General features: G+C 71.1%; 23 protein-coding genes. 14 read left to right on the top strand and 9 right to left on the bottom strand.

Annotated elements, in window-relative coordinates:
- Positions 1-224 precede the first annotated feature (224 nt).
- From AB5J56_RS17020 to AB5J56_RS16995, 6 genes are all read left to right on the top strand, one after another.
- Positions 225-1211, top strand: a complete 987-nt coding sequence (locus AB5J56_RS17020; protein WP_369233585.1) for a serine/threonine-protein kinase — start codon at positions 225-227, stop codon at positions 1209-1211.
- Positions 1198-1653, top strand: a complete 456-nt coding sequence (locus AB5J56_RS17015; RefSeq protein ID WP_369233584.1) for a hypothetical protein — start codon at positions 1198-1200, stop codon at positions 1651-1653. The genes AB5J56_RS17020 and AB5J56_RS17015 overlap by 14 nt, the downstream gene beginning before the upstream one ends.
- Before the next feature lie 115 nt (positions 1654-1768).
- Positions 1769-2908 (top strand): hypothetical protein, encoded by a 1140-nt coding sequence (locus AB5J56_RS17010; protein ID WP_369233583.1) that lies wholly within the window; start codon positions 1769-1771, stop codon positions 2906-2908.
- Between the two features lie 102 nt (positions 2909-3010).
- Positions 3011-3772 (top strand): hypothetical protein, encoded by a 762-nt coding sequence (locus AB5J56_RS17005; protein ID WP_369233582.1) that lies wholly within the window; start codon positions 3011-3013, stop codon positions 3770-3772.
- Positions 3773-3775: 3 nt separating this feature from the next.
- Positions 3776-4594 (top strand): PP2C family serine/threonine-protein phosphatase, encoded by an 819-nt coding sequence (locus AB5J56_RS17000; protein ID WP_369233581.1) that lies wholly within the window; start codon positions 3776-3778, stop codon positions 4592-4594.
- Positions 4591-5766 (top strand): hypothetical protein, encoded by a 1176-nt coding sequence (locus AB5J56_RS16995; protein ID WP_369233580.1) that lies wholly within the window; start codon positions 4591-4593, stop codon positions 5764-5766. The genes AB5J56_RS17000 and AB5J56_RS16995 overlap by 4 nt, the downstream gene beginning before the upstream one ends.
- Positions 5767-5773: 7 nt before the next feature.
- Here AB5J56_RS16995 and AB5J56_RS16990 read toward each other — a convergent pair whose 3' ends face one another.
- The 6 genes from AB5J56_RS16990 to AB5J56_RS16965 form a co-directional block, all read right to left on the bottom strand.
- On the bottom strand, positions 5774-6385 hold the full coding sequence (locus tag AB5J56_RS16990) for a hypothetical protein (protein ID WP_369233579.1): 612 nt from the start codon (positions 6383-6385) through the stop codon (positions 5774-5776).
- The gene (locus AB5J56_RS16985) at positions 6372-7910 is read right to left on the bottom strand and encodes a substrate-binding domain-containing protein (RefSeq protein ID WP_369233578.1); all 1539 of its coding nucleotides are present in this window, start codon (positions 7908-7910) and stop codon (positions 6372-6374) included. The genes AB5J56_RS16990 and AB5J56_RS16985 overlap by 14 nt, the downstream gene beginning before the upstream one ends.
- Positions 7907-9079, bottom strand: a complete 1173-nt coding sequence (locus AB5J56_RS16980) for a toxic anion resistance protein (RefSeq protein WP_369233577.1) — start codon at positions 9077-9079, stop codon at positions 7907-7909. The genes AB5J56_RS16985 and AB5J56_RS16980 overlap by 4 nt, the downstream gene beginning before the upstream one ends.
- Before the next feature lie 14 nt (positions 9080-9093).
- A complete protein-coding gene (locus tag AB5J56_RS16975; RefSeq protein ID WP_369233576.1) occupies positions 9094-10173 on the bottom strand; it encodes a substrate-binding domain-containing protein in 1080 nt (359 codons plus the stop codon).
- A 173-nt stretch (positions 10174-10346) separates the two neighbouring features.
- Positions 10347-10757 carry a hypothetical protein gene (locus tag AB5J56_RS16970; protein ID WP_369233575.1) on the bottom strand — a complete coding sequence of 137 codons (411 nt, stop codon included), beginning with the start codon at positions 10755-10757 and terminating at the stop codon, positions 10347-10349.
- Positions 10758-10848: 91 nt separating this feature from the next.
- Positions 10849-12060 carry a pyridoxal phosphate-dependent aminotransferase gene (locus AB5J56_RS16965; protein ID WP_369233574.1) on the bottom strand — a complete coding sequence of 404 codons (1212 nt, stop codon included), beginning with the start codon at positions 12058-12060 and terminating at the stop codon, positions 10849-10851.
- A gap of 126 nt (positions 12061-12186) precedes the next feature.
- Between AB5J56_RS16965 and AB5J56_RS16960 the strand changes: the two genes are divergently transcribed.
- Together AB5J56_RS16960 and AB5J56_RS16955 are read left to right on the top strand one after the other, a co-directional pair.
- Positions 12187-12909 carry a hypothetical protein gene (locus tag AB5J56_RS16960; protein ID WP_369233573.1) on the top strand — a complete coding sequence of 241 codons (723 nt, stop codon included), beginning with the start codon at positions 12187-12189 and terminating at the stop codon, positions 12907-12909.
- Positions 12910-13145: 236 nt separating this feature from the next.
- Entirely contained in the window at positions 13146-14021 is an 876-nt protein-coding gene (locus tag AB5J56_RS16955) for a serine protease (protein WP_369233572.1), read from the top strand.
- A gap of 19 nt (positions 14022-14040) precedes the next feature.
- Here the strand turns inward: AB5J56_RS16955 and AB5J56_RS16950 are convergent, their stop codons facing one another.
- Both AB5J56_RS16950 and AB5J56_RS16945 read right to left on the bottom strand, forming a co-directional pair.
- A complete protein-coding gene (locus tag AB5J56_RS16950) occupies positions 14041-15666 on the bottom strand; it encodes an amidohydrolase family protein (protein WP_369233571.1) in 1626 nt (541 codons plus the stop codon).
- A 40-nt stretch (positions 15667-15706) separates the two neighbouring features.
- Positions 15707-16999: an amino acid deaminase gene (locus AB5J56_RS16945; RefSeq protein ID WP_369233570.1), complete on the bottom strand. Its 1293-nt coding sequence runs from the start codon at positions 16997-16999 to the stop codon at positions 15707-15709.
- Between the two features lie 133 nt (positions 17000-17132).
- Here AB5J56_RS16945 and AB5J56_RS16940 point away from each other — a divergent pair, with 133 nt between their 5' ends.
- The 5 genes from AB5J56_RS16940 (at position 17133) to AB5J56_RS16920 (ending at position 21759) form a co-directional block, all read left to right on the top strand.
- Entirely contained in the window at positions 17133-18212 is a 1080-nt protein-coding gene (locus AB5J56_RS16940) for a sugar kinase (protein WP_369233569.1), read from the top strand.
- Complete coding sequence (locus tag AB5J56_RS16935) at positions 18209-18988, top strand: IclR family transcriptional regulator (protein ID WP_369233568.1); 780 nt, start codon at positions 18209-18211, stop codon at positions 18986-18988. The genes AB5J56_RS16940 and AB5J56_RS16935 overlap by 4 nt, the downstream gene beginning before the upstream one ends.
- Entirely contained in the window at positions 18985-19404 is a 420-nt protein-coding gene (locus AB5J56_RS16930; protein ID WP_369233567.1) for a RidA family protein, read from the top strand. Before AB5J56_RS16935 ends, AB5J56_RS16930 begins: the two co-directional genes overlap by 4 nt.
- A gap of 173 nt (positions 19405-19577) precedes the next feature.
- Positions 19578-21065: a GntP family permease gene (locus AB5J56_RS16925; RefSeq protein WP_369233566.1), complete on the top strand. Its 1488-nt coding sequence runs from the start codon at positions 19578-19580 to the stop codon at positions 21063-21065.
- A gap of 76 nt (positions 21066-21141) precedes the next feature.
- Positions 21142-21759 (top strand): hypothetical protein, encoded by a 618-nt coding sequence (locus tag AB5J56_RS16920; RefSeq protein ID WP_369233565.1) that lies wholly within the window; start codon positions 21142-21144, stop codon positions 21757-21759.
- Between the two features lie 27 nt (positions 21760-21786).
- On the opposite strand, the gene AB5J56_RS16915 is transcribed toward AB5J56_RS16920, so the two are convergent.
- A complete protein-coding gene (locus tag AB5J56_RS16915) occupies positions 21787-23124 on the bottom strand; it encodes a M14 family metallopeptidase (protein WP_369233564.1) in 1338 nt (445 codons plus the stop codon).
- A 338-nt stretch (positions 23125-23462) separates the two neighbouring features.
- On the opposite strand from AB5J56_RS16915, the gene AB5J56_RS16910 reads away from it, so the two are divergent.
- Complete coding sequence (locus tag AB5J56_RS16910; protein ID WP_369233563.1) at positions 23463-25997, top strand: LuxR C-terminal-related transcriptional regulator; 2535 nt, start codon at positions 23463-23465, stop codon at positions 25995-25997.
- Positions 25998-26022 lie beyond the last annotated feature (25 nt).

The raw sequence follows: 26022 nt of genomic DNA, 5'->3' as shown, positions 1-26022 counted from the left end.
CCCCTCGAACTCCGCGGCCGGTCCGTTGCCCTGACCTGCGACGTCGTCAAGGCCGGCCGCGGTGACGGCAATCCCGGGAGCCGGGGCCCCGCACAACGGTGTGCGGGGCCCCGGCTCTTTCGGCTGCCCGGGGGGTTGAAGGGCGCCCGACTGGCTGAAAAAGCCGTGGAATCGCGGGACACTCCTGACATCGTGCAAAGAAGCCCGAAATGAGGTGAGCGGGGGTGCGCACACCGGTCAGCGATCCCATGCAGGTGGGGCCGTACCAGATCGTGGGGCGGCTCGGTTCCGGTGGGATGGGATGGGTGTATCTCGGCCGTACGCGGGCCGGGATGGAGGTGGCGGTCAAGGTGGTGCGCGCGGAACTCGCGGCGGAGGCCGAGTTCAGGACGAGGTTCGCGCGGGAGGTCGAGGCGGCGCGGAAGGTGAGCGGCGCGTACACCGCGGCCGTGGTCGACGCCGACACGGAGGCCGAACTGCCGTGGCTGGCCACGATGTATGTCACCGGGCCCTCGCTCGCCGAGGCGGTCCGCACGGACGGGCCGCTGCCCGAACCCCAGGTGCGGCGGCTCGGCGCGGGCCTGGTCGAGGCACTGCAGGCGATCCACGCCGCCCGGGTGATCCACCGGGACCTGAAACCGGCGAACGTCCTGCTCGCCTCCGACGGTCCGCGCGTCATCGATTTCGGCATCTCCCGGGTCGACGGCGCACCCGGCCTCACCCAGGTCGGCGTCGTGGTCGGCACACCGCCGTTCATGTCGCCCGAGCAGGTGACCGGGGCGCGGGTGGGCACGCCCAGCGACGTCTTCTCGCTCGGTGGAGTGCTGGTGTACGCCCTCACCGGCCGCGCACCGCACGGAAGCGGGGAGGCGGTGCGCTACCGGGTCGCCCACGAGCAGCCCCAACTCGACGGCGTGCCCCAGGGGATGCGGGACGTCATCGCGCACTGCCTGGCCAAGCGGCCCGAGGACCGGCCCGTACTGGACGACCTCCTCGCGGAGTTGCTGGAGGAGCACCCGAAACCGGCGGCCTGGCCTCCGCCCAACGTGGCCAGGAGCATCAAGGTGAAGACCAAGGAGCTGATCTACCGCCGCAACGCGAGTACGAGCGTCTCGGTGTCGTCCTGTCTGCTGCTGCACGCCCAGGCGCTGCTGGACGCCGGGCTGACCGACGCGATGGTCGCCGAGGCGGTGGGCCGTGGCGGCCGCTGAACCCCTGCCCGGTCAGGTCCTCGAAATCGGCGTGCACTGGCGGCAGTTGGTGCAGAACTGGGTGGCCCGAAGGAATTACCACACCGCGCACGACGCCGATTCCGTCTCCCTGCAATTCGATCTCAAGGAGACGGGGCGGATGGTCACGGTGCGCTTCATGGCCACCAAACGGCTCCTTGTCGCCTTTGCGACGGACGGCCATTACCTGCGGCAGGACCAACTCGCTGTCGCCGCCGCCGCGTCGAACGCATGGAACACCGAACAATTGAATCCCATGCTTTCCGTATGGGACGTACGAGGTCCGCGCCCCTGTCTCGCCGGGGTCTGCGACCTGCCACTGACCTGCCGGATCACCCAGACGGATTTCGATGCTCTGGCCAGTGATTGGGTGGAACGGGCGCGACAGATGTTCTCCCGGTGCCATCAGGTGTTCAAGTTGTAGAAGTGAAAGCTGTGGTGGGCGCCAACCCCTTTCGGGCGCCCGCCACTTACCCCCACTATTGGGCGAGTGCCTTTCAAGGCCACGGGGGTGTGCCTTTGGCCGACGGGGGTTGCCAATGAAGCGTTCGCTGCACTTCGCGGTGCTTCTCGGAATGCTGTGCGCACTGGTGCCGGTGGGGTCGGCGGCCGCGGCCGGCGACACCGCGTGCCCAGGGGATTTCGCGGCGCGGCTGGACTGCTGGTCCGGCCTGATCCACGAGGGGACCGTCGAGATCACCCTGAACGACACCGTGCCGTTCGACAGCCGGCACGTCGACAAGGGCGTCGCGCAGAAGCTCTACGACAACCGGGGCAAGCTCGTCGTCCGGGTGCCCAAGGGGAAGGAAACCGGCGAGGGCGGGACGGCACTGCTCGTGCTGGCGACCGGCCGCCTCGTGGACGGCGGCGCCCAGATCACCCGGCTGCACGCTCCGGCCCTGGACTGGTTGAAACAACTCCGCATCTGTGACAGGAAGCCCGACAAACCGCTGTGCGACCAGGTCGCCGACGCCCCGCCGAAGACGCGGCCGCTGAGCGGCGACGAGCTGATCAGCCAGAACCACGTGGCCAACCTCGCCACCCACCTCTACGTCGTCTCCTCGGGCGTCCCGCAGGACCCGCAGCCCAGCGATACGAGCGCCAACAAGGGCGGCGCGACCACCGGCGGGAACGACGGCGGCAAGAGCAAAGGCGGCGAGAGCAACGGCATCAACACCACCACCTGGGTCATCGCAGGCATGAGCGCCGTCCTGCTGGCCCTCCTCGCCGCCTTCGTCACGGCCGTCCGCCGCTCCTCCCACTCTTCCCGCGCCCCGGCCGCCCGGTCCGCGAGGCCCGTCCGGGCCGCCGCCCTCGCCGCGCCCGGCGTCGGCGCCCTGCCCGCCGCCCGCGCCCGGGGAGCCGACGCCCCCGGAGCCGACCCCCGGGCAGCAGACGAGAGCACCACCCGGCTGCTCGTCGCACCGGCGCCCCGCTACGGACGGCAGGTCGGTGCCCGCACGGGTCCCGCCCGTACGGCGACCGTGCGCACCGCACTGCACCCCCAGGGCTATGTCGAGCTGGACCGCATCCTGTACCGGGCCGTGTGGGCCGAGCCCGGACGGCCACCGCCCGCCCCGGGGAGCCTCGTCGACGTCACCGACGCGCGGGAGCGGGACTCCGACGTCCTCTACGCCTTCCCGCCCGCCGCCGGACGGCACGCAAAGGGCACCCGATAGCGCACCGGAACCCGACAGCGCACCCGCACCGGACAACGCACCGGCATCCGCAAACGCACCGGTCCACGCACCGGCACACGCACTGGTCCACCAGGAGAAGCCATGCACAGCGAATACCCGCCCACGATGCCGGCGGAGTACGCCGACATCGAGTTCGAGAACAACGCGCAGCGCCTGCCGCTCGTGCTGTGCCTCGACACGTCCAGCTCCATGGCGGGACCGCCCATACAGACACTCAACAGCGCGCTCATGGAATGGACCCGTGAGCTGCACGACGACGTCAGCCTCAGCTACAGCGTCGAGGTCGCCGTCGTCACCTTCGGCGGACAGGGCGTCGGCTGCTGGCGCGGCCCCCAACTCCTGCCTCCCCGCGCCCCGGTGAGCCCGTTTCTGCCCGCCCACATGTTCCAGCCGCCGCAGCTCGCCGCCGCCGGGGTGACCCTGATGACGGAGGCGCTGGAGCTGTCGATGCACATCATCGCGGCCCGCAAGGCCGAGCTGCGCGCCTCCGGACTCCAGTACTACCGCCCGCAGATCTGCCTGGTCACCGATGGTCTGCCGACCGACGGCACCGGCCATCTCACCGACTCCTGGCACCGGTTGATCCCCGTGCTCGCCGAGGAGCAGCGCGCCCGCCGGTTCCGGCTGTACGCGATCGGCGTCGGCGGCATCACCGACATGGGGGAGCAGGTGCTCCAGGCGTTCGCGCCGAAGTTCAACGCCCGCCTCCAGGGGTTCCCGTTCCGCGAGCTGCTCCAGATGATGTCCGCCAGCGCGAACGCCGAGCAGAAGGGCGCGGGCGACGAGGTGTTCGAGAAGATCTTCAGCCAGTTCAAGACCCAGCGGCCGGCCTGGGAAACCTGACCCATGGCCGCGACGGACACACACCGGTCGCCGTGGCGGATCCACGGCATGAGCGTCGAGGGCTACCGCCACCGACGCCAGGGTCTGCCCTGCCAGGACGCCTGCGCGTACACGGCTTCGCCGTCCGTGGCGGTCCTCGCGGTCGCGGACGGCGCGGGCAGCCGGCCGCGCTCCGAGGAGGGCTCGCGGCTCGCGGTCGACCTGGCCATGGAGCACTTCGGGCGGCGGGCGGCCGCTGCCGCCGACCTCCAACCCGGGGAAGCAGTACACGAGTTGCTGGAGGACGCCTACCACGACGTCAGCAAGATGTTCCTCGACCACACCGGCGCAGACGCCGCGGACTTCGCCACCACCCTCACCGTGGTGGTGCTCGCCCCGGGCTGGCTCGGCCATCTCACCGTCGGCGACGGCTTCGTCGTAGTGCGTGCGGGGACGGAGGACGGGGAGCGGCAGTTCCATCTGCTGCCGCAGACGGCCGCCGCCAGCGAGTACAGCAACGAGACGGTGTTCCTCACCTCGCCGGACGCCACCCGCTGGCTGCACACCGACTGCGTCTCCGACGAGGGCATCGACGGCGTCCTGCTGTCCACCGACGGACTCGCGCAGGCCGCGCTGGCCAGGCCCGGCGGCGCCCCGCAGACCCCGAACACCTCCTTCGTCGACGCCGTGTTCCGCTCCCTCGACACCCCCGGCGCCGTCTCCGAGAACGCGCACGAAGGCCTCGCCACCCTGCTCCGCTCGGACCGCCTGACCGCGCTGAACGCCGACGACAAGACCCTGCTGCGGGCCGTGCGCAAAGCACCGCCGAAGGCGCGGCCATGAGCGGACTCGTCGTGTACCTCGACGGGAAACCCGTCACCCTCGCCGAGCAGCCGCTCAAGGGCGGCGGCCAGGCGGCCGTCTACCCGGTCGTCGGCAACGACGGCATCGTCGTCAAGATCTACCGCGAACCGCCGGGCCCCGAACAGGAGCGCCGGCTGACCCGGATGCTCACCATGTCCCCGCTCGCCGCCCGCCCCACCGACAGCTCCCAGCCGCCCGAACTGGCCTGGCCCACCGCGATCGCCCGCGGCGCACGCGGCGAGTTCCTCGGCTACGCGATGCGCCGCTTCGGCGAGCCCCAGCACGTCCAGCTGATCGGCCTGTTCACCCGCGCCCAGCGCATCAAGCTCTTCCCCGACCGGGCCGACTGGCGCTTCCTGCTCGGTGTCGCCTGGAACCTCGCCTTCATGACCGCCCGCATGCACTACGACAACCTCGTCATCGGCGACTTCTCCAGCAGCAACGTGGTGGTCGACGCGAACGGCTTCATCACCTTCCTCGACTGCGACTCCATCTCCTTCACCGACCCGGTGACCGGCGAGCCCTTCCCCTGCCTGATGCACACCGCCGACTACTCGTCCCCCGAGCGGCAGGCCGGCGGCCCCGCCACCCGCGCCACCGACGACTTCGCCCTCGCGGTCCTCGTCTACCAGCTGCTGACGGCCGGCAACCACCCCTTCGGGGGCGTCCCGCACGAGAGCGCGTCGCAGTCGACCGTCAAGGACAACATCGCCAGTAGTTGCTCCTACGTGGTCCGCCCCGAGCTGGTCGTCATCCCGCGCGGCACCATCGACCCCTCCGTGCTGCCCCATGAACTGCTCACGCTGGCCCGCGCCGCCTTCGGCCCCGGCGTCCTCGCCCCCGCGGCCAGGCCCCCGGCGGAGGCCTGGCTGCGCGCCCTCGACAAGGAGCGCTCGCAGGTACGGGCCTGTTCGAACCGGCCGCTGCACACGTACGGCTCCCATCTCCAGCACTGCCCCTGGTGCACGCGGGCCGCGCTCACCGGGCACGACGTGTTCAACGGCCCGGCGCCCCGGTCGGTGCCCGTGCCGGACGTGCCCCAACCCGCCGCGTCCGGTCGCGGGTTCGGAGCGCTGAAGATCGCGCTCCTGGTGGCCGTCATCCTGCTCATCGTGGTGATCGCGGCGGTGGCGGCGAACAACGGCGGCTGATCCGGGCTCAGTTGGACCGGCCCCGGTCCTCCAGGTACCGCGTGTGCGACTCCTGCCGCCGGGCCTCCGTCTCCCTGAGGGTGGCGGCGAGCCGGTCGGCCTCGTCGTGCAGCAGCGTCAACTGCCGTTCCAGGTGGCGTTCCGGCGGTTCGCTGCCGGGCGTCAGCCGGGTCCACCAGCGGGTGCGGACGAAGGTGTCGACGGCCTCCGGGACGTCCTGCCGCACGGCGCGGGACAGGGCGTGGATGCCCTCCGGGTCCTGTGCGAGAACCTCGGCGACCCACCCAGGGTCCAGCAGGGCGGCGAGCAGTTCGGTCAGCTCGGTGAGGCGGCCCGCGGCGGCGGGCGGCAGCTCGACGCCGGTGAGGTACTCCCGCAGGGTGGCGAAGTCACCGCGCAGCTCGTCGAGTTGGGCGGACGGGTCGGGGAAGTCCGGCAGCGGCGGGCGCTCCGGCGGGGCGACGAGGGCGCCCGCGCCGTACAGCCCGGCGACGACGGCGGGCCAGTACGGGCCCGCGACCCCCGTGAAGGTCAGCGCGAGGCCGACGATTCCGCAGGCGCTGCCGGTGAGGTTCTTGCGTGATTCGAGATACCTCAGGGGGCTTCTACTGGTAGCCACGGATCTCCTCGAAGGCGCCGTCGAGCGAGCCCTTCCGGGCGTCGAAGAGGCGGCCGCCGGTCAGCTCGGCGATGTGCTGGAGTTCGGAGCGGTCGGAGTCGCCGAACAGGATCGGGAAGACCGGTATCTCCCGCGGCCCACCGGGGAGTTGCCGGTAGAAGCCGTCGAACTCCGCGGGGCTCGCGCCCTTGGTGTTCTCGCCGTCGGTCATCAGCACGATCGAGGTGAACGTGTCGTCGTCGGCGCCCAGATGCTCGTACGCCTTCTCCAGCGAGGTGTAGATCGCGGTGTCGCCGGAGGCGTCGAGGGCCTTGGTGTCCTTGCGGATCCCGTCGAGCCCGGCCTTCGGGTCCTCGGGTCGCACCACATGGGTGTGCACGCTCTTGACCCCGGACCCGAACGGCATCAGCGTCACCTCCTCGCGGTCGCGGAAGTCGCCGGTCAGGTCGGTGAGCGACGTCTTCAGCCGGTCGAGGCGGTCGCCGTCCATCGAGCCCGAGGTGTCGAGGACGTAGACGGTCCGCGACGGGCGGCGCAGCTTGTTCTCGTACGAGTCGAGAAGCCGGTCGGCGACCGATCGGCTGCCGGGGAAGGGGAGTTCACGCCGCCGGCTCGTGTCGAGTCCGGACGCCGGGGCGACGGAGGCGACGACCGGGCGGCGCAGCGTGGTCTCGGTGATCCGCCGCTGGACGTCCGGGGTGCGCAGCGCCTCGGTGAGGCGGCGGACCGTGTCACGGGTGTCCTGGCTGGTGGCGGTGAGGGAGGAGAGCGGATAGTCGGCGGTGACGACGCCGTCGCGGGGCCGGATCACGGTCAGCCCCTTCATGCCCTTGAGGACCGACTCGTAGTTGAGCAGCGCGTCCACGGTGCCGCGGCGCTGGTACGCCGTCGCCAGCCAGCCCGACGAACCCGACGTCAGCTTCTGCCCCTTGAAGAACGCTTTCAGCTGCGGGGTCGCCTTGTCCACGTCCCTGTCCGTCAGCGCGGACTGGGCGCCGGACAGCCCCGAGGCCACCGAAATCAGCGTGGAGAAACCGGAGTTGGAGCGTGCCGGGTCGGTCATGCCGTACGTCAGTTTCCCGTCCGCCACCGCCTTCTCGACCTGCGACCAGGTCACCGACTCCGGCTTCCAGCCCAACTCCCGTACGGTGTCCGGCTTGACGCCGATCGCGACCGGGCTGGACATCACGGGCGTCTCGGAGAGGACCTTCTTCGCGGCGTCCGGGCGCAGCCGCAGATAGTCGTTGGAGGACAGCCACAGCGCGTCGTACGAGCCGTCCGCCCTGCCCCGGGCGAGCAGGTCGACGGCGGTGAGGGTGCCCATGTAGGTGGGCTTCACCGTGATGCCGGTGTCCATGCGGATGCGTTCGAGGACCGGCGCCATGTCGCTGAGCTCGCTGGAGGCGAGGACGCGCAGAGTGCCGGGCTCGGGCGCCTCGGAGGAGCCGCCCGAGCTGTGCCCCTGCGCGGTGCAGGCCGCGGTCAGCAGGGCGAGTGCCGCGAGGGCGGTGACGCGCAGTCTCACAGAGTGCCCCCTTCGAGGGCGCTCTGGGCGCGGCTGCGCTCCAAGTAGCCGGTCGCGTGCTGGAGTTCGGACGTCAGGGACTCCACCGTGGCCGCCATGGTCTCGGTGGCCTGCGCCTTGTACGTGTCGATCGCGTCGAGCGTGCGATAGATCGACTGGAAGGCGTTGCGCAGCGTCTCCGCGCCCACGGCCGGGTCGGCGGCGATCCGCTGGATCTCCCCGGACTGTGTGGCGAGCATCTCCGCGTTGCCGCGAATGAGGTCCTCCGTCGTCCCGCGCAGGGCGTTGACCTGGTCGACGACCTTGCGCTGGTTGTCGAGGGCGGAGGCGAGCATCACGGAGATGCGCAGCGCGGAGACGGTGGTGGTGGCCGCCCGGTCGACGCCCTTGATCAGCTCGTCGTTGTTGCGCCGTACGACGTCCATGGCCAGGTATCCCTGGGCGCACACCGCGAGTTGGGTCAGCAGGTCCTGGTGCTTCTGGCGCACCGGGAAGAGGACGTCGGCGCGCAGGGTGTCCGCCTGCGCCGGGTCCTGGGACTCGACGCCGGTGATGTGCTGCTCGACCGCCGTGTCCAGGGCCTGGGTGAGGACGACGTACTCCTGGAGCTTGCCCATCGTCTCCCAGAGGCGGACGCGCTCGGTCCCGAGCGCGGCGTTGTCGCGCCGCAGTTCGTCCTGGCCGCCGCGCAGCGATCCCACGATCTTGTTCAACGTGCCCTGCGCGGAGGCGTACTTGGCGACGTGGTCGCGCAGTCTGTTGCCGCCCGGGAGCCGGGAGAGGAACTTGCGGCCCTTGTTCGCGGACAGGTCCCGCGGGTCCAGGTCCTCGACCACGCGCCGCAGTTCGACGAGTGATCCGGCGACATGCGACTGGGCGTCCTCGCCCTTGCCCGGCAGGCTCCGGATGGTGCGCTCCAGCATGCGGTTGGACTGTGCGGTGGCGCCCCGCATCTCGCCGGCGCCCAGGCCCGCGATCTCGCCGACCTTGCCGGCGAACTCGGGGGAGCGGGCGTCCAGGGCGGCCAGCCCGTCGACGTACTCGGCAGCTCTGCGCGCCATCTCGTCCTGCACGGCCGGGTCGACGGGCACCAGGCCCCCGGCCTTCTCACGGGGCACGGGCGTCACGGCCTCGGGCGGTGTGAGGGTGAAGGTGTCCTCGGTAGTCATGTGGTGCTGTCCCCCTACTGATTCCCGGCCCGGCGCGCCATCTCGTGCAGCACCTTGGAGGCGGGCACGGGCGCTTGCCGGACGCCGGTCAGCGTCTGGTTGAGATACGTGGTGTGGCCGGTGGTGGCCGCCGTGAACTCCGCGGTCGTGCCCTGCGGCCGGAACCCGTGCCGTACGGCGAGCTTGCGCAACACCGGGTCGGTGCTGAGGAGTTCACCCAGGGCCCGGCCCTCCGGAGTCAGCGGTACGACGGTGTGGTCGCTGTTCGCTGTGGTGTCCGGGTACAGGACCGTGAGGTCGTCCGTGCCGCCCTGGCCCTGGGTGAGCAGCGAGGCGACCTGCGACTCGTACACCAGGACCAGCGGGTTGCCCGCGCCGCTCACGAAGTCCCTGAACGCCGCGTCCGTGCTGGTCTGCTGGGCTCCCTGGACGCTGATCAGCTTGCGCATCAGGGGCGCCGTGCGGGTGACGGCGGCGCTGTCCGCGGCCACGCGTCCGCCGTCGGCGACGTACGAGGCGGCGGCGAGGTAGAGCGCGCCGGAGTTGGAGCTGACCGGGTCGGTGCTGGCGATGTAGAGCGTGCCGCTCAACTCGCCGTGCTTCTCCGCCCCCTTGAGCTGCTGCCAGGTCCGGTCGTGCTCGGCCGCCTTCAGGTACTCGGCCATCTTCAGCGTGCCGCTGCCCTTGCCCGCGGTAGCCAGCCCGTTGGCCTCCAGCACCTCGGCGGCGCTGCGGTGGGCCACGACGACGAGCGGTGAGTAGAAGGGCCGCGGCAACGGCTGCCGTACGTGGTACTTGGCGGCGAGCTCGTCGGCGGGCGCCTTGCTGGACGGAAACGCGAAGTCGTACCCCTTGAGGTTCAGCCCCTCCATGGCCCACGACCCGGAGGTCTCCGTCTTCACGGTGTAGCCCTTGGCAGCGAGGGCCTTCACCACGTCGGGATCGGCGAAGAACTCCGCCTTCTCCGATCCGATCACTCCCTGCACGGTCTTCGTTGCCGTGCTCTTGTCCTGACCATCGCGGCCCGCGATGACGGCTGCTACCACGCCGCCCATCAACAGCACCGCCAGGACGATCCCTGCGATACGTCTCACACCGGGAGAGTGCGCCTCGGAACGGAACGTTCCCCCGGCCGGGGGTGAACACAGGGTGACACCCTGATCCCGGTATGCAACGGGAGCCGGGGGTTCCCCTTCAGTGGATCATGGCGCCCGGTCCGCGCGTCGCTGCGGGTGCACGCGGACCGGGGCCGCTCAGGGGGGCGGGCTCAGGCGGAGGGCGTGAGTTCCCGGTGGGTGGGCGCCGCGTGGGCGTCCATGCGTTCGGCGGCGAGGATCGCGGCGGCCGTGTCGGCGCGGGACGCGGCGACGACGAGGGCGCGGCCGGCGAGGGCGTGCGCCCGCTCGTGCAGGGCCGCGACCCGCGGTTCGGCGGTGGCCGACGACCGTACGGGCGGCAGTCCGGCGCGCAGCCGGGCCACCTGCTCGGCGAGCCGGTCGGCCGCCGTGTCCAGGTCGTCGGAGGGGGCGAGGGTGCGCAGCTCGTCCGTCACCGCAAGGAGGGCGGCGAGGTGACCGGCGAGCTGGATGTCCAGCTCCTCCTCGCGCGACCGGTGGGGGAAGTCCGAGGCGGTGCCGGCCATCGTGTGGACCGACTTGGTGCGGATCGGTTCGTACATGGGATGGCCTCCTGTGCTGACAGGAAACCATCCTAGCTTAGATTTCGTCTAAAGTTGAGTGAAGTCGGAAATTCGGCGGGGCGGCGGGGGTCTACGGCTGGCCGTAGCCGTCCAGGAAGTTCCCGATCCGGGTCACCGCGTCGATCAGGTCCCCGACCGTCGGGAGCGTGACCACACGGAAGTGGTCCGGCTCGGGCCAGTTGAAGCCCGTCCCCTGGACGACCATGATCTTCTCGCGGCGCAGCAGGTCAAGGACCATCTGCCGGTCGTCCTTGATCTTGAAGACGTTCGGATCCAGCCGGGGGAAGAGATACAGCGCACCCTTCGGCCGTACACAACTCACGCCCGGGATCTGCGTCAGCAGGTCGTACGCGACATCCATCTGCTCCTTGAGCCGCCCGCCGGGCAGCACCAGGTCGTTGATGGTCTGCCGCCCGCTCAGCGCGGCGACCACTCCGTGCTGACCCGGCATGTTCGCGCACAGTCGCATGTTCGCGAGGATCGTCAGACCCTCGATGTAGGAGTCGGCGTGCGCCCGCGGCCCCGAGATCGACATCCAGCCGACCCGGTAGCCCGCGACGCGGTACGCCTTGGACATCCCGTTGAAGGTGAGCGTCAGCAGGTCGGGGGCGATCGCGGCGGTCGGCGTGTGCGTCGCGCCGTCGTACAGGATCTTGTCGTAGATCTCGTCCGAGCAGACCAGGAGGTTGTGGCGGCGGGCGATGTCGGTCAGCCCGCGCAGCATCGCCTCGTCGTACACCGCGCCCGTCGGGTTGTTCGGGTTGATGATGACGATCGCCTTGGTGCGGTCGGTGACCTTGCGCTCGATGTCCGCGAGGTCCGGCATCCAGTCGGACTGCTCGTCACAGCGGTAGTGCACCGCCGTACCGCCGGACAGGGACACGGCCGCCGTCCACAGCGGGTAGTCCGGCGCCGGGATCAGCACCTCGTCCCCGTCGTCGAGGAGGCCCTGCATCGCCATCACGATCAGCTCGGAGGCGCCGTTGCCGACGAAGACGTGCTCGACGTCCGTCTCGATGCCGAGGGTCTGGTTGTGCATCACGACGGCCCGGCGCGCCGCGAGCAGGCCCTTCGCGTCGCCGTAGCCGTGCGCCGACGAGACGTTGCGGAGGATGTCCTCCAGGATCTCGGGCGGGCACTCGAACCCGAAAGCGGCCGGGTTGCCGGTGTTGAGCTTGAGGATGCGGTGTCCCGCTGCCTCCAGCCGCATCGCCTCCTCGAGAACCGGCCCCCGGATCTCGTAGCAGACATTGGCGAGCTTCGTGGACTGGATCACCTGCATGACCGTGAGCTTACGGCCGTGTAACGCTCGGCGGGGGGTGTTTTCCACCACGTGAGACGTGGCGTTTTGGGTCGGTATGTTCGCCCAGTACGCCGTAAGCCCTTGCAGTGCCTACAATGCGCCGCCATGTCCATGCACCCTCAGAACGGCAACGGGGCGGACGGCGAGCCCGAGCCCCAGGGAGCGCCGAACGTGTACTACCCGTACCCCGACGGCCGGACGGCACCGGCCTATGAGGCGTACACGGACCCGGCCGCCGCGCACGGCTGGCAGGGCGAGTACGACGACAGGGCGTACGGCGAGGGCGCCGGTGACGTGGACACCGAGCAGATGGACGTGTACGCCGACGGGGCCGACGCCGGGCCGCGTGAAGAGAGCCATGGCCGTGGCGGCAGCCACCGGCGCGCCCGCACGGGCGGACCCGACCGTCGCCGGACGATCCGCCTCGCGGCGATCGCCGCCGGCGCGGCCTGTCTCGTGCTCCTCGTCGCCGTGATCGCCGGGCTCCTCGACTCCGGATCCTCCGGAGGCTCGGCGCCCTCGTCGCAGGGCAAGGAGGAGACGGACGGCAAGAAGGGCGGCGAGCCGAGCGCGGGGGAGTCCGCGTCGCCCACCCGGCAGCCCGGTTCGGGCGACGACGAGACCGTCTCCGCGTCCGCCACGCCCGCTCCCTCGAAGGAGCCGGGCGACGACGAGAGTGGTTCGGCGGACCCCACGGAGTCCTCCGCCGCGACGAAGGCACCGGTCACCAAGGCGCCCACGACCACCGCGGCCCCGACCACGAACGAGCCGGGCAACGGGAACGGCAACCCCGGCCACGGCCAGGGGGCGACCAAAAAGCCCCGGTGAGCCCGGCGTGACCGCGCTCGGGTGGAGCGTGACCCCGGCGTCCGCAAGAAGTACGGCCCCGGAGTCCCGGCCGGTCTGAATTTCCGGTCTTGTCTCCCGAGGCCGGAAAAGCCTTGCCCGCGGCGGCCGGAAACAACTCCTTGTTCCCAGCTGCCCCTCCCTTCACAATGCGCATGTCAAAACTCGACGTGGCCGGAAGACCTCCGGCCGCTCAAGTCGCAAGAGGGGACCCCCACATGAGAACGCCTCTCGTCGCCACGCTCTTCGCCCTGGTGATCACCGGAGCGGGCATGGCGCCCGCGGTCGCGGCGCCCGTGTCCGCGCCCGCCACCGTCAAGGCCGACGTCAGACCGGCCGCGGCGACCGCACCCACGCTCAAGGCCGTCAACTTCGCCGGCACCGTCTCGCTCAGCAACTGCTCCGGCTCCGTCATCCGCTTCCCGAGCTCCGTGGACAGCGACCCGGCCCTGGTGATGACGAACGGCCACTGCCTGGAGACCGGCTTCCCCGAGCCCGGCGAGGTCATCGTCGGCCAGGCGTCCAGCCGCAGCTTCGGTCTGCTCAACGCCTCGGCCACGAGGGTCGGCACGCTGCGCGCGAGCAAGGTCGCGTACTCGACGATGACCGACACCGACGTCACGCTCTACCAGCTCACCACCACGTACGCGCAGATCAAGAGCTCGTACAACATCAGCGCGCTCACGCTCCAGGACACGCATCCGGTCGCCGGGACCGCCATCACGGTCGTCTCCGGGTACTGGAAGCGGACGTACGCCTGCAACGTCGACGGCTTCGTCTACCGCCTGAAGGAGGGCGACTGGACCTGGAAGGACTCGCTCCGCTACACCTCCGCCTGCCAGACCATCGGCGGCACCTCGGGCTCGCCGGTGATCGACAACTCCACCGGCAAGGTCGTCGCCGTCAACAACACCGGCAACGAGGACGGCGAGCGCTGCACCGAGAACAACCCCTGTGAGGTCGACGCCAACGGCAACGTGACGGTCCGCGAGGGCATCAACTACGCCGAGGAGACCTACCAGATCGCCGCGTGCTTCGGGGCCGGCAACAAGCTCGACCTGAGCCGCAGCGGGTGCACCCTGCCCAAGCCGTAGCCCGTGCGGGGGCGGGTGGTCACCGAGGTGACCGGCGGACCGCCCGCCCCGCCAGCACGTCCGTCCGGCGCCCGTCCTCCATCACGAAGCGGCCGTCGACCAGGACGTACGGAATGCCGGTCGGCAGCGTGCGCGGCGCCTCGAAGGTCGACCCGGCCGCGACCGTGTCCGGGTCGAAGAGGACGAGGTCGGCGCGGTATCCCTCGCGGACGAGCCCGCGGTCGGGCAGCCGCAGCCGGGCCGCGGGGCGCGAGGTGAGGTGGGCGACACACTCCTCCAGCGGCAGGATGCCCAACTCCCTTGCGTAGTGGCCGAGATAGTGCGGGAAGGTGCCGCACGCGCGCGGGTGCGGCTTGTCGCCCAGGAGGATGCCGTCGGAGCCGCCGGTGTGCACCCGGTGCCGCATGATCGCGCGGACGTTCTCCTCGTGCCCGACGTGCTGCAGGATCGTCGAACCGAGCCCGTCCTCGACGAGCAGGCGGCGGGCGGTGGTCCACGGGGCCTCGCCGCGCAGGTCCGCCGACTCGCGGACGGTCCGGCCGACGTACGACGCCAGGGCGGGGTCGCTCACTCCGGAGATCTCGATCGTGCCCCAGTCGATCGGCACGCCGTGGCAGCCGTCCGCGCCGATCACCTCCATGTGGTGCCGGATCCGCTCGGCGGCCTCCTCGTCCCGCAGCCGGGCGAGCACCGCCTCCGGGCCGCCCTCGCTTGCCCAACTGGGCAGCATGGCCACGAGAGTGGTGCAGCCGGGCGTGTAGGGGTACGTGTCGAGGCTGAGGTCCGCGCCGTCGGCGAGCGCCTTGTCGAGGAGGGCGAGCAGGTCCGGCGCCCGGCCCTCGTTCACACCGAAGTTCATGGTGGCGTGGGCGAGATGGAGCGGGCAGCCCGCCTCGCGGGTGAGGGCCACCATCTCCTCGTACGCCTCCAGGGCGCCCGCCCCGTACGAACGGTGGTGCGGGCAGTAGTAGCCGCCGTACTCGGCCACCACCCGGCACAGCTCGGTGAGTTCGGCGTCCTTGGCGTACATGCCCGGCGTGTACGTCAGCCCGGACGACATGCCGACGGCGCCCTGCTCCATGCCCTCGGCGACCGACTGCCGCATCCGGTCCAGCTCTTCGGGCGTCGCCTCGCGGTCCTCCCAGCCGACGGCGAGCATGCGCACCGTCCCCTGGGGGACCAGGTAGGCGGCGTTCACGGCGATGCCCGCGCCGTCGAAGCCGTGGTCCAGACGGTCCAGATACTCGCCCACCGAACGCCAGGTGAAGTCGATGTCGTCGCCGTACCCGTTCCAGCCGGTGATCGCCCGGCGGACCTCGGCGAGCGTCCGGTCGTCGACCGGCGCGTACGACAGGCCGTCCTGGCCGATGACTTCGAGGGTCACGCCCTGCGCGGCCTTCGCGCTGTGATCGGGGTCCCGGAGCAGGGCCAGGTCGCTGTGCGCGTGCATGTCGATGAAGCCGGGGGAGAGGACGAGCCCCTCGGCGTCCAACTCGCGCTGCGCGGTGGGGCGTTGGCAGCCCGCCGCCGCTGCCTCCTGGACGATCGAGACGATCCTGCCGTCGTCGACGACCACATCGGCGCGGTACGAGGGCGCGCCGGAGCCGTCCACGACGTCCGCGTCACGGATGACGACGTCTTCCATCACGGGCCTCCTGGAGTGTGCGGACGTGGATGCGGATGTACTAGAAGAACGTGCGGATGTAGTCGACGACCGTGCCGTCCGCCTCGACCAGGGGGATCAGCTGCCACTTGTCGAAGGACGTGCACGGGTGGGACAGGCCCATGCCGAGCCAGTCGCCGACCTCGATGTCGGCCTCCGGGGTCGTGCGCAGCCAGGCGTGCTGGTCGGAGAGGGCGGTGACGGAGATGCCGGTGGCCAGGCGCTCGGTGCCGTCCCGGCGTACCGTCTGCGCGATCGGCAGGTCCAGGTCGTACGCCGCGTCGCGCTTGCCCGCGTTGACGAAGGCCTGCTCGGCGGAGGGGCGGGAGACGACCTGTGCCCAGAGGCGGAAGGCGGGGTGCAGCGCGCCCTCCTCCGGGATACGGGTGAACGGCGTCAGCTTCCGGTAGTGCCCGTCGTCGTGCGAGACGTACGCACCCGAGCGCAGCAACTTGCAGACGGGCAGCGAGAGTTCCGGGATCTCGGCGAAGACGTCGGCCACCGCGTCGAACCAGGCGCTGCCGCCCGCGCTGACGACGATCTCGGCCAGGCCTTCGAAGCGTCCCGCCTTGTCGAAGTCCGCCGCCAGCGCGGTCAGCCGGCGCAGCCAGGCGTGCACGCGCTCCGGGTCGGCCCCCGGCACCTCGCCCTCGTACCCGGCGACACCGGCCAGGCGCAGCGTCGGTACGGCGGCCACCGCGTCCGCGACCGCCGCGCACTCCGCCTCCGTACGGACGCCGGTGCGGGCGCCCTCCCCGGCGGCCAGCTCGACCACGACGTCCACCGGGCGTGCGGCCGACGCTTCCCGCAGCGCGGCGTCCATCAGCTCGACGCCGCGCACGGAGTCGACGTAGCAGAGGAAGCGGAAGTCGGCGTCCCGGTCCAGCTCTGAGGCGATCCAGCGCAGGGCGGCCGCGTCGACGAGCTCGTTCGCGAGGAAGATCCGGTCGATCCCGAACTCCCGTGCCACGCGCACCTGGTGGGGTACGGCCAGCGTGATGCCCCAGGCGCCGTGCTCGATCTGGCGGTGGAAGAGCTGGGGGGCCATGGACGTCTTGCCGTGCGGCGCGAAGACGAGGCCGTGGCGGGCCGCGTACGTCTCCATGAGTGCGAGGTTGTGCCGCAGGCGCTCGGCGGAGAGGGCGAGCACGGGGGTGGTGAAACCGCCGGTGAAGAGGTTGCGGCGCTCGGCCGCCAGCTCGGCCACGGTCAGGCCGGCCGCGTCCGGCGGGAGGCCCTTGAAGCGGTGGCCGACGCGTTCCGCCGCCAGGCGGGCGAGGGCTTCCTGGGATTCAGCGGGGCTGCCGGCGGCCATGAAGTCTCCCTGATGAGGCGTGTTGCATCATGCGCAACAGTCATTGCGTGCAGTGCTTACTGCTGTCTAACATCTCGGCCAACGCGGGGTCAACGGAGTCGCCGCACCCCCGAACCGAGGAGTTACGACGATCGTGGCCGCCACCGGACCCTGCAATGCCCCCGACGTCGACGTCGTTGACGTGGTGGCGCTCGGCGAGTCCATGGTCACGTTCCTGCCCTCCCGGCCCGGCCGCCTCGCCGACGTTCCCTCCTTCGACCGCGCCATCGGCGGCGCCGAGTCGAACGTGGCCTGCGTGCTGGCGGCCGCCGGGCACTCCGCGCGCTGGGTCAGCCGGGTCGGCGCCGACGGGTTCGGTGACCACCTGGTGGAGACGATCGGGGCGTACGGCGTCGACGTAGCCTCCGTACGGCGTGACCCGGCGCGCCCGACCGGCATCTACTTCCGTACGGCCGGGGACCGGGCGACCGACGCGCACGAGGTGGCGTACTACCGGGCCGGGTCGGCCGCCTCGACGATGTCGGCGGACACCGTGGACCTGGAGGCCGTGCGCGCCGGGCGTGTGCTGCATCTGTCGGGGATCACTGCGGCACTGTCCGACGACTGCCTCGCCCTCATGTGGGAGCTGACAGAGCCCCGGCCCGGGCGGCCGCTCGTCTCCTTCGACGTCAACCACCGCCAGGGGCTGTGGCCGGACACCGACGGCCCGCGCGTCCTGCTCGACCTCGCCCGCCGCGCCGACATCGTCTTCGTCGGCGCCGACGAGGCGCGGGCCGCCTGGGGACTGCACGGCCCGGGTGCCATCCGGGCCGCGCTGCCCGAGCCGGAGCTCGTGGTCGTCAAGGCGGGCAGGGGCGGGGCGGTGGCGTTCGACAAGAACACCGAGGGGATGGAGGACGCCGACGGCACCGCCACCCTCGTGCGCGCCCTGCGCGTCGACGTCGTCGCCGACGTCGGCGCCGGGGACGCCTTCGCCGCCGGGTTCCTCTCCGCCACCCTGCGCGGGCTGTCCGCCCGCGACCGCCTCCGCCACGGCCACCTCATGGCCGCCGCCGCGCTCACCGTCCCCGGCGACCTCGCCACGCCCCCTTCCCGCGACCACGCCGACCGCCTCGCCGCCCTCGACGACGAGACGTGGGGGACACTTCGACTCGGCCCCGGCTGGACCACCCAGGACGTCCACCAGGCCCCGGAGGAGGTACGCACCCCATGAGCCAGACCGTCGACCGAGCGCTGAGCATCCTGCCGCTGCTCGCCGAGGGACCCGCCGATCTCGGGCAGGTCGCCGAGCGCCTCGGCGTCCACAAGTCCACGGCGCTCCGGCTCCTGCGCACCCTGCACGAGCACGGCCTCGTCTACCGCCAGTCCGACCAGCGCTACCGCCTCGGCGCCCGCCTCTTCGCCCTCGCCCAGGAAGCCGTCGAGAACCTCGACATCCGCGAGATCGCCCACACCCACCTCCTGCGACTCAACGAGCAGTGCGGGCACACCGTGCACCTCGCGGTGTACGAGGAGGGCGAGGTCCTCTACATCGACAAGGTGGAGAGCCGCTACCCGGTGCGCATGTACTCACGGATCGGCAAGCCCGTCGCCATCACCGTCGCCGCCGTCGCGAAGCTGCTGCTCGCCGACCTTCCCGAGGCGGAGCGCCGCATGCTCGCCGAGAAGCTCGACTTCCCCATGTACACGGCCCGTTCGATTCCCAACGCCCCTGCTTTCCTCAAGGAGTTGGCGACGGTGCGGGAACAGGGCTGGGCCACCGACCTCGGTGGCCACGAGGAGTCCATCAACTGCGTGGCCGCCCCCATCCGGGGCGCCGACGGACGGGTCGTCGCCGCGATGTCCGTCTCCGCACCCAACGTCGTCGTCACCGCCGACGAACTCCTCACGCTGCTCCCCCTGGTGCGCCGTACGGCGGACGCCATCAGCGGCGAGTACTCCGGCAGGACCCCGACCACGGACGCCTCGAAGGAAGTCTCAAAGGAATGACCGACAAGACCGAAAAGACCGCCCTCACCCCCAAGACCCACACCACCCCGCCGGCCAAGTTCTCGCACGGCGTCCGGAAGGGGAACATCCTCCAGGTCGCCGGACAGGTCGGCTTCCTCCCCGCCGAGGAGGGCAGGCCGCCCACGCCCGCCGGGCCCACCCTGCGCGAGCAGACCCTCCAGACCCTCGCCAACGTCAAGGCCATCCTTGAGGAGGGCGGGGCGAGTTGGGACGACGCGATGATGATCCGCGTCTACCTCACGGACGTCGACCACTTCGCCGAGATGAACGCGATCTACAACCAGTACTTCGAGGAGCAGGGCCTCACCCAGCCGCCCGCCGCCAGGACCACGGTGTACGTCGGTCTGCCCGCGGGGCTCCTCGTCGAGATCGACGCCCTCGCCGTCCTGAGCTGAGCGCTCATGGCTGACAGCTGACGGCTCCTCAACTCCCGCACCCCGTACGACATCGCGGTGCGGCGCCCTCCCCCACGGGGCGCCGTACCGCGATACCCCCTGCCCTGGCTGTGCCCTCTGGGGGACACCCCCAGACCCCCGGACCCATGCACTTACGAAACAGAGGCCCTCCCATGTCCTCGTCGTATCCGCTCGCCGCCCCAGCCCCAGCCGTGGAGACACCACCCCACACCGGCGGACTGCTCCTCCTCGTCGACGGCACCGCCGGACTGCTCACGCTCGCCGCCCTCGGTATCGCGCTTCTCCTCTTCCTGATCATCAAGGTCAGACTCCAGCCGTTCGTGGCCCTGCTCGGCGTCTCCATAGCCGTCGGCCTGGGAGCCGGGCTCTCGGTCACCGAACTCTTCGGCACCGTCCAGCGGTCGACGGCCGTCTCCGTCATCGAGACCGGCATGGGCGGCATCCTCGGCCATGTCGCGATCATCATCGGCCTGGGCACCATGCTCGGCGCGATCCTCGAAGTCAGCGGCGGCGCCGAGGTGTTGGCGTCCCGGCTGCTCAACCTCTTCGGCGAGAAGCGCGCCCCGCTCGCCATGGGCCTCACCGGCCTGATCTTCGGCATCCCGGTCTTCTTCGACGTCGGCATCTTCGTCCTCGCGCCGATCGTGTACGCCGCCGCCAGGCGCTCGGGCAAGTCGATCCTGCTCTACTGCCTGCCCCTGCTCGCGGGCCTGTCGATGACCCACGCGTTCCTGCCGCCGCACCCCGGCCCGGTGGCTGCCGCCGGACTGCTCCACGTCGACCTCGGCTGGGTCATCCTCATGGGCATCGTCTGCGGACTGCCCGCCGTGGCCGCCGCCTGGGTCTACTCGGCCTGGATCGGCAAGCGGATCTTCGTCGCCGTACCGCAGGACATGGTGGAGGCCGCGGCCGAGTCCCGGCTCGCCGTCATCGAGGAGCAGCGGGCCTCCGGGGTCGAGCCGCGCGAGAAGCCGGTGCCGCTGGGCACGGTCCTCGGCATCATCGGTACGCCGCTGGTGCTGATCCTCGCGGCCACCTTCTCCTCGATCGCCCTCGACCCGTCCACGGGCCGCTCGGTCATCGAGTTCTTCGGCAGCCCCTTCGTGGCGCTGACGATCGCCCTGCTCCTCGCGTACTACCTGCTGGGCATCCGGCGAGGCTGGTCCCGCAAGTCCCTCGAGACGGTGTCGACCTCGTCCCTCAAGCCGGTCGGCAACATCCTGCTGGTCGTCGGCGCGGGCGGCATCTTCGGCGCCGTACTGAAGGCGAGCGGGGTGGCCCAGGCCCTCTCGGACACCTTCAACGACGTCGGCCTGCCGGTGCTCGTCCTCGCCTACCTGCTCTCCGTCGTCCTGCGCGTCGCCCAGGGCTCGGCCACGGTCGCCATCGTCACGACGGCCGGCATCGTCGCCCCGCTCCTCGCCGAGGGCCACCACTCGCAGGCCTTCGCCGCCCTCGTCATCATGGCCATCTCGGCGGGCTCCATCTTCGCCTCGCACGTCAACGACGGAGGCTTCTGGATGGTCGCCAAGTACTTCGGCATCAGCGAGCGCGACACCCTGAAGACCTGGACGGTCCTGGAGAGCGTGCTGTCGGTCGTCGGCTTCGCGGTGGCGGCCCTGCTGAGCGTCTTCGTGTAGTCCGTGTGCGGTCCGTGAGGCGGAAGGGGCGGGGGCGACTGGTCCCGACACAGGATCGTCGACCATACTGCCCGCTGTGGAGCAGCGCATAGGTTCGAAGAGCCAGCCCCTGGACGCCGCCGCGGTCAACCCGGCGCACATCCCCGGGCTCACGCCGTCCGTGTCCGAGACGAAGTCCGAGACGAAGTCGGAGCCGGAGTCCGAGCCGGACGGCGCGGTCTCCTCGGAGGAGCCGGCTTCGGACGAAGCCGTCGCCGAGGAGACCGAGGCCGACGCCGAGGCCTCCGACGACGACACCGAAGCCGAAGCCGAAGAGTCCGCGGCCGAGGAGACCGACGCCGAAGAGGCGGCCCCCTCCGAAGAGTCCGAAGGGTCGGAGGACTCCGAAGAGTCGTCCGAGGAGGAGGCCGACCCCGACGGTCCCGTCTTCGAGGCCTCCGACCGGCGCGCCTCGATCAAGGCCGACCACAGTGGCGTACGGCTGCGCCTGGACGACCAGGAGGCCGAGTTCCGCTGGGACGAGATCGGTGCGGTCGAGACGGAGACCCCGCGCTTCGGGAAGCGGTTCACGATCACCGTGTACACGCCCGAGAAGCGCTGGTACCCGATCGAGATCGAGGCGAAGGCCCGGACCCGCTTCAAGGAGTGGGAGACCGAGCTGGACGCCGTCCTGGACGCCTACTTCGAGGAGTAGGCGCCCAGGCGCGGGTCCCCCTTCGGCTCAGCTGCAGTACTGCGACTCCTTGCCGATGGAGCGGTACATGCAGTCGGCGTTCTCCAGGAGTTGGAGTACGGCGTCGCGGTTGCGGGAGGTCTCCCGTTCGATGACCTCGTCGGGCGGGTAGAAGCCGCCGCCGGAGCTGGACGTCGGGTACATCTCGAAGGTGTAGTCGAAGATCTTCTGGGTGCCCCAGAGATAGTCGTCGATCGAACCGTCGGTGATGTACAGGTCGCTGGACTGCTCCGGCGTGTAGCCGTTGCTGGCGGCCATCTTCTGGCCGACGGTCTTGAACGCGGCGGCGTCGTCCGCCGTCATGCCCGTCGCGGTGTCGTTGTAGGTGTAGCCGAAGGGCCACAGCACCAGTTCGCTGTACGTGTGGAAGTCGATGCCGGCCTTGATCTGCTGCTTGCCGCCGACGACCCGGCCGCGCACGAAGTCGGAGACCACCTTCACCTCGGGCGCCGACTCGGCGGACGCGCCGCGGTAGGTCTCGGAGGACGTGGAGCCCGAAGAGCCGCCGCAGCAGCCCCACTTGTAGTTCCAGTTGCGGTTCAGGTCGGTGCCGACGTACGAACTGCCGCTGTTGGGCTGGCGGTTCTTGCGCCACGAGCGGTACGAGCCGGTCGCGATGTCGTACTCGCCGCCGTCCGGGTTGAGGTCCGGGACGATCCAGATCTCGCGGTTGTTCACCATGTTGGTGATCCGGGAGTCGGAGCCGTAGCCCGCGCCGAGTTCACGCAGCAGGTACAGCGCCATCTCGACGGTGAGGTGCTCGCGCGCGTGCTGATGGAAGGTGAGCAGCACCTCGGGCTCGGACTCGTCGGTCGCGACGTTGTCGCTGACCTTGATGGCGACGATGTCCCTGCCCTGGTACGACTTGCCGATCACCCGCTTGCTCATGATGCTCGGGTACGCGGCCAGCCGCTGGTCGATCTCCGTGTTCATCTCGGCGTAGTTGTGGTACTTCGAGTCGGCCGACGGGAAGTCGTAGAGCCGTACGTCGCCGGAGCCGGCCGAGCGGTCGGGGGCCGAGCCCAACAGCGAGACGTCGTAGCCGAGTCGGCGGAGCTTCTCGATCTGGGCCGCGCGGCCTGAGACGACGACCGTCTCCTCGTCCGCCTCGTCGACCGTCACGCCGGTCTGCTGGATGGCCGTACGGGTCACCGGGGTGGTGCTCTGGTGGATCTCGTACTGGCGGATGTCGTCCGACGAGGGCGCGGGCTTGCGGGCGCTGTCGGCGGTGGCGTGCGTCGCCGTGGCGGAGACGGGTGCCGCGAGGGCGACGGCCAGCAGGGCGGCCAGGGCGGCGGTCCGTCTGCCGCGGGTACGAAGTCGCATGAAATCTCCTTGTGGGAGTTGGGGGGTTGTTCAGTGCGACGTACGTGGTGCGGGTGGTGGCGCTCATCGTGAGTGCATGGCATGCGCAGGTCAATAGACGACAAAGAGCCGGTGGCGAGAACCGTTCGAAAATCGGCCGGGCAGTGTACGCGCGAGGCCGTCGGCCGTGGCCCTCCCGGGAAAAGTGCACCCATGGGTGTGATGCGCGGGTGCGCCGGAGGCGCGGCAGCGTGAAGAGTGAGGGTTCGCGCAAGAGGAGCCGTGCACTCCGGCTCCCCGGGCCCTGCCGTCCACCCGGTCGGCGGGGAGCCGGTACACACCCAGAGGAACGGCTGATCATGGGCGGATCAGCGCCACCGAGGGACCCACACCTGCCGGAACGGGAACACGACCGGTCGGCGCAACGGCATGACGAGCGCGGGCATGACGAGCGCGGGCACGACGAGCGCGGGCACGACGAGCGCGGGCACGACGAGCGCCGGCGCGAGGAACGCCATCCGCGGGAAGGCCTCCGGTCGGAGCGCCCCCCGCCGGATCACCTCCTGCCGGAGCGCCCCCGGTCGGCGCACCCTCTGCCGGTCGAGACGACCAGCTTCGTCGACCGGCGGGACGAACAGGCCGAAGGGCGACGCCTGTTGGCCAAGGCGCGCCTCGTCACTCTCACCGGCCCCGGCGGCGTCGGCAAGACGCGCCTCGCCGGACGCATCGCGGCCCGCGCCGAGCGCGCGTTCCCCGACGGCGTGCACTTCGTGCACCTGGCCGGGCTGCACGACCCCGCGCTCGTCCCGCTCGCCGCCGCCGACGCGCTCGGCCTGCACGACCACTCCGACCGGCCGCCCCTGCGCGCCCTGATCGAGCAGGTCCGCGACCGTCGCCTCCTCCTCGTCGTCGACAACTGCGAGCATCTCCTGGCCGCCTGCGCCGAGTTGGCCGGCGCCCTGCTGCACGGCACCACCGGCGTCCGTGTCCTCACCACCAGCCGCCACCGCCTCGGCCTCACCGAGGAGCACCTGATGGAGGTACGCCCGCTGCCGGTGCCCGACCCCGACGGCGACCTGTCCGACGCGGCGAACCATCCCGCGCTCGCCCTCTTCGCCGACCGCGCCGCCGCGGTCGTCCCCGGCTTCGAACTCACCCCCGCCAACCGCGCCTCCGTGGCCCGCCTCTGCCACCGGCTCGACGGCCTCCCGCTCGCCATCGAACTCGCCGCCGTCCGCATGCGCGTCCTCGGTGTCGACCAGCTCCTCGAACGCCTCGACGACCGCTACCGGCTGCTTTCCACGGGCAGCCTCGCCGTCCTGCCGCGCCACCAGACCCTGCGGGCCGCCATCGACTGGAGCCATGAACTCTGCACGGAACAAGAGCAGTTGGTGTGGGCCCGGGCCGCGGTGCTCGCGGGCGGCTTCGACCTGGAGACGGCGGAGGCGGTCTGCGCGGACGGTGAGCGGGTCCGGTCGTACGACGTCCTGGAAGCCGTGGCCGGGCTGGTGGACAAGTCGGTGCTCTGCCGGGAGGCCGCGGACGGCGGCGTACGGTACCGGTTGCTGGACACCCTGCGGCATTACGGACTCGACCGGCTACGACAGTTGTCCGGCGCGTCCGGCGCGTCCGGCGAGGAGGGCGCCGCCCGGCGGCGGCAGCGGGACTGGTTCCAGGAGCGGGCCGCCGCCTGCGAACAGGCCTGGTTCGGGCCCGGGCAGCGGGAGATCGTCGCCCGGCTCCGCGCCGACCAGGACAACCTGCGCGCCGCCCTGGAGTTCAGCCTCACCGTGCCGGGCGAGGCACGCGCCGGGCTGCGGCTCGCCGGGACCCTGTGGTTCTACTGGCACGCCTGCGGGGCGCCCCGCGAGGGCCGCTACTGGCTGGACCGGGCGCTCGACGCCGGCCCCGAGCCGAGCCGCGAGCGTGCCCGCGCCCTGTGGGTCGCCGGGCTCCTCGCGGGCTGCCCCGAGGACCTCACCCGGGGCCGCCATCTCGCCGAGCAGGCCCGTGACCTCGCCCGCGGTCTCGGCGAGGAGGCCGAGGCCGCCAACGCCGAGCACGTGGTGGGCCTGATGGGGCTGTTCGCCGACGATCTGCCGGGCGCGCTGGAGCACTTCGAGACGGCCGTAGCCCAGGGCCCCGTCCCCGGCAAGCTGCCCAGCATCGTCGGCCTCGACCAGGTCGAACTCGCCTGCGCACTCGCCTTCCTGGGCCAGGCCGACCGGGCCGTCACCGTCTGCGAGACCGCCCTGCGCGTCTGCGCGGAGCACGGCGAGGAGTGGGTGCGCTCGTACCTCCTACGGGTGCTCGCCCTCGCCTACACCGTCAAGAAGGAGTGGCGGCGCGCCGAACCGCACGCCCGCGAGGCGCTGCGCCGCAAACTCGCCGTCCACGACGTCATCGGCATCGGGCTCACCCTCGACCTGCTCGTGGTGATCGCCGCCGCGCGTGGCGCCCACGAACGCGCCGCCGTGCTGCTCGGCGGCGCCGACCGTGTGTGGGCCGACATCTCGCCCGACCGGTTCGGGTCCACCACCTACAACTCCGCGCGCCGCACCAGTGAGGTGCAGGTGCGTGAGGTTGTCGGGCGGCGGGAATTCGAGCGGGCGTACCGGCGGGGGAGTGGGCTCGGGCTCGCCGATGTCGTCGCGTACGTCCTGCAGGAGCCGAAGGCCCGGCCTGCGCCCGCGGCTCCGGCGCACGGTACGCCGCTCACCCGGCGTGAGTCCGAGGTCGCCGCACTCGTGGCCGAAGGCCTCGCCAACCAACAGATCGCCGACCGCCTGGTCATCGCCCGCCGCACGGCCGAGGGCCACGTCGAACGCATCCTCAGCAAGCTCGGCTTCAACAACCGGAGCCAGATCGTGGCGTGGGTGTGCGGGAGGGGATGACAGCCCGTCGTGGGGGTCCCCCCGC

Origin of the sequence: Streptomyces sp. R21, from assembly GCF_041051975.1 — a bacterium.
Classification (GTDB): Bacteria; Actinomycetota; Actinomycetes; order Streptomycetales; family Streptomycetaceae; genus Streptomyces.
Note: the sequence above shows the minus strand (reverse complement) of the source record. Positions and strands in the feature narration are given on the sequence as shown.

Bases quoted from the DNA above. Each gene is read 5' to 3' on its own strand.
- AB5J56_RS16970 (WP_369233575.1), bottom strand. From the start codon at position 10,757: ATGTACGAACCGATCCGCACCAAGTCGGTCCACACGATGGCCGGCACC.
- AB5J56_RS17005 (WP_369233582.1), top strand. From the start codon at position 3,011: ATGCACAGCGAATACCCGCCCACGATGCCGGCGGAGTACGCCGACATC.
- AB5J56_RS16950 (WP_369233571.1), bottom strand. From the start codon at position 15,666: ATGGAAGACGTCGTCATCCGTGACGCGGACGTCGTGGACGGCTCCGGC.
- AB5J56_RS16910 (WP_369233563.1), top strand. From the start codon at position 23,463: ATGGGCGGATCAGCGCCACCGAGGGACCCACACCTGCCGGAACGGGAA.
- AB5J56_RS16930 (WP_369233567.1), top strand. From the start codon at position 18,985: ATGACCGACAAGACCGAAAAGACCGCCCTCACCCCCAAGACCCACACC.
- AB5J56_RS16995 (WP_369233580.1), top strand. From the start codon at position 4,591: ATGAGCGGACTCGTCGTGTACCTCGACGGGAAACCCGTCACCCTCGCC.
- AB5J56_RS16925 (WP_369233566.1), top strand. From the start codon at position 19,578: ATGTCCTCGTCGTATCCGCTCGCCGCCCCAGCCCCAGCCGTGGAGACA.
- AB5J56_RS17000 (WP_369233581.1), top strand. From the start codon at position 3,776: ATGGCCGCGACGGACACACACCGGTCGCCGTGGCGGATCCACGGCATG.
- AB5J56_RS16935 (WP_369233568.1), top strand. From the start codon at position 18,209: ATGAGCCAGACCGTCGACCGAGCGCTGAGCATCCTGCCGCTGCTCGCC.
- AB5J56_RS16955 (WP_369233572.1), top strand. From the start codon at position 13,146: ATGAGAACGCCTCTCGTCGCCACGCTCTTCGCCCTGGTGATCACCGGA.
- AB5J56_RS16945 (WP_369233570.1), bottom strand. From the start codon at position 16,999: ATGGCCGCCGGCAGCCCCGCTGAATCCCAGGAAGCCCTCGCCCGCCTG.
- AB5J56_RS16965 (WP_369233574.1), bottom strand. From the start codon at position 12,060: ATGCAGGTGATCCAGTCCACGAAGCTCGCCAATGTCTGCTACGAGATC.
- AB5J56_RS16960 (WP_369233573.1), top strand. From the start codon at position 12,187: ATGTCCATGCACCCTCAGAACGGCAACGGGGCGGACGGCGAGCCCGAG.
- AB5J56_RS17010 (WP_369233583.1), top strand. From the start codon at position 1,769: ATGAAGCGTTCGCTGCACTTCGCGGTGCTTCTCGGAATGCTGTGCGCA.
- AB5J56_RS16915 (WP_369233564.1), bottom strand. From the start codon at position 23,124: ATGCGACTTCGTACCCGCGGCAGACGGACCGCCGCCCTGGCCGCCCTG.
- AB5J56_RS16980 (WP_369233577.1), bottom strand. From the start codon at position 9,079: ATGACTACCGAGGACACCTTCACCCTCACACCGCCCGAGGCCGTGACG.